Annotated in this window: 1 protein-coding gene and 1 pseudogene; both read right to left on the reverse strand. The window is 74.7% G+C overall.

Features of this window, described 5'->3' with window-relative positions:
• Positions 1-275: 275 nt before the first annotated feature.
• A pseudogene (locus tag TA90_RS15955) lies at positions 276-1,188 on the reverse strand (FecCD family ABC transporter permease).
• A gap of 293 nt (positions 1,189-1,481) precedes the next feature.
• On the reverse strand, positions 1,482-2,421 hold a 940-nt coding region (locus tag TA90_RS00450; RefSeq protein WP_043534069.1), incomplete at its 5' end, for a FecCD family ABC transporter permease.

A 2,421-nucleotide genomic window follows, 5' to 3' on the forward strand; every position in this document is an offset into this window, starting at 1 on the left:
GCCTGAGGGGGGCGTCCGTCATGAGGACCTCCTGCACGGTGTGGGAGAGGGTTCGCCCGGGCGTCGTGCGCCCAGCGGATGGACCGGGGTCGGGCGGGTGCCCGGCGGACGAGGGCGGGACCGCGTGCCGGTGGCGGGGAGAGTGACCGGGGTGGTGCCGCACGGACGAGGGCGGGGTCGCAGAACACCCGTCGCGGTGGGACCGGGGTCGCTGCGGTGTGCACCGCGCGGGCGGTGACGGCGCAGGAACGGTCGGGTGGTCGAGGACATGCGTCTCACACCTCCCGGCTCCGGGTGAGCAGCCACAGCAGGTAGAGGCCGCCCAGGGCCCCGGTGGTCAGGCCCACGGGCAGCGCGACACCGACGGGCAGGTGGACCGAGACGACGTCGGCGGCGGTGAGCAGCACGGCGCCGGCCAGTGCCGAGGTGAGCACCTGGACNCGGGCACGCGGTNAGACGGGAGGCGACCTGGGGGGCCGCCAGGGCGATGAAGGCAATGGGTCCTGCGGCCGCCACGGCGGCAGCTGTGAGCACGACGGCTGCGAGCATGGTGACCACGCGGGTGCGTTCCGTGTCGACGCCGAGCTGGCGTGCCTGGTCCTCACCCATCTCCAGGGCATCCAGGCGGCGGGCCAGCATGGCCAGCAGCGGCACCATGACCACCACGGCCCCGAGGACTGGCCAGGCATCGGCCCAGGTGCGGGCGTTGAGGGACCCCGACAGCCAGATCCGTGCCCGTGTCGCGAGGTCCAGGTCGCCCCGGGCGAGGACCAGGGTGTTGAGGGCCCCCAGGAAGGCGCTGACGCCGATGCCGACGAGGATCAGGCGGTACCCGCCGGTGGCGCCGTCGGAGCGCGCCAGGACGTAGACGACGACGGCGGTGACCAGGCCGGTGCCGATGGCGGCCAGTGAGGTGGCGGCGGGTCCCGCGTCGAGGACGACGATCTGGATGACGGCTCCCGTGGCGGCCCCGGTGGTGAAGCCGATGACATCGGGGGACCCCAGGGCGTTGCGCGACACGGACTGGAACACGCAGCCGGCGGCACCCAGTGCCATGCCGACGGCCGCCCCCGTGAGTGCACGGGGGAGGCGGATGGTGGTGACCACCTGGGCGGCGCGTGGGTCGGTGGCGTGGCCCGTCAGCGCCGAGAACACCTCGGCGGGGGAGAGGGAGATCTTCCCCGACATCAGGGTGACGAGGGCCAGGGCCAGTCCCACCACGACCAGCGCGATGCTGACCAGCAGGGCGCGCGCCGGCACCCGCAGGCGTGCCGGACCCACGGCGAGTCGGAGCTCGGTCGCTCCTGCGCCGGCCGCTCCTGCGCCGGCCGGCCGGACCGGTGGGCCGGGAGCGGGCGTGACGGGCACGTACGGACCGGCCGCGACCGGGCGGTGCCCGTCCCAATGGTCGGTGCGTCCCCGGTCGGGTGGCGACCCGTTGGGTGAGGTGGCGGTGCCCGGGAGTCCGGAGGGTGCGGTGGTCACAGTCCGACCACCCGCCCTCGTCGCACGAGCACCACGAAGAACGGCGCCCCGATCAGGGCCGTCATGACGCCGGCCCCGACCTCGCCGGGGTGGATCACGACGCGACCCAGGACGTCCGCGAGCAGCAGCGCGAAGGCCGCCACCAGTGCCGAGGCCGGCAGCAGCCACCGGTGGTCGGTGCCGACCAGGGCGCGGGCGATGTGGGGGGCCGCCAGGCCGACGAAGGCGATGGGGCCGGCCACAGCCGTCGCGCCACCGGCCAGGACGAGCACTGCGAGGTTGGTCAGCGCCCAGGTGCGGCGCGTGTCGACCCCCAGGGCGGCGGCGAGATCGGGCCCCAGGGCCACGGAGTTCAACGGCCCCGCGAGCACCACGGCCAGCACGGCGCCGACGAGGAGGCACAGGGCGGCGACGGGGACGGAGTCCCAGCCGCGTCCCTGGAGGGAGCCGGTGGCCCAGTTGCGGAAGGAGTCGAAGACGGTCTGGGGACTGGACAGGATGACCGCCATTGTCACCGAACTGAGCATGACGGACAGGCCGGCCCCTGCCAGGACCAGACGCACGGGGTTGACCCCGGCCTCGCCCGCCCGCCCCAGACGGTGAACGACCAGGGAGGCGATGCCCGCGCCGAGGAAGGCGAACCAGGCGTAGACGTCGACCGAGGCCGCCCCGGTGACCGAGAGCCCGACGACCACGCCCGCAGCCGCTCCGGAGTTCACGCCCAGGGTGCCCGGTTCCGCCAGGGCATTGCGCGTGAGGGTCTGCATGAGGGCCCCGGCCAGTCCGAGGCACCCGCCGGCGAGCACGGCGATGAGCGTGCGCGGCACGCGGAGCTCGCGGATGACCAGGTGGGCGTCGTCCGTCGGGTCGAATGCCCTCAGCGCTTCGACCACGGTCCCCACGGGGACCAGGCGCGACCCGACCGCCACGCTGAGC

Origin of the sequence: Actinomyces polynesiensis, from assembly GCF_000820725.1 — a bacterium.
Taxonomy (GTDB): Bacteria; Actinomycetota; Actinomycetes; order Actinomycetales; family Actinomycetaceae; genus Pauljensenia; species Pauljensenia polynesiensis.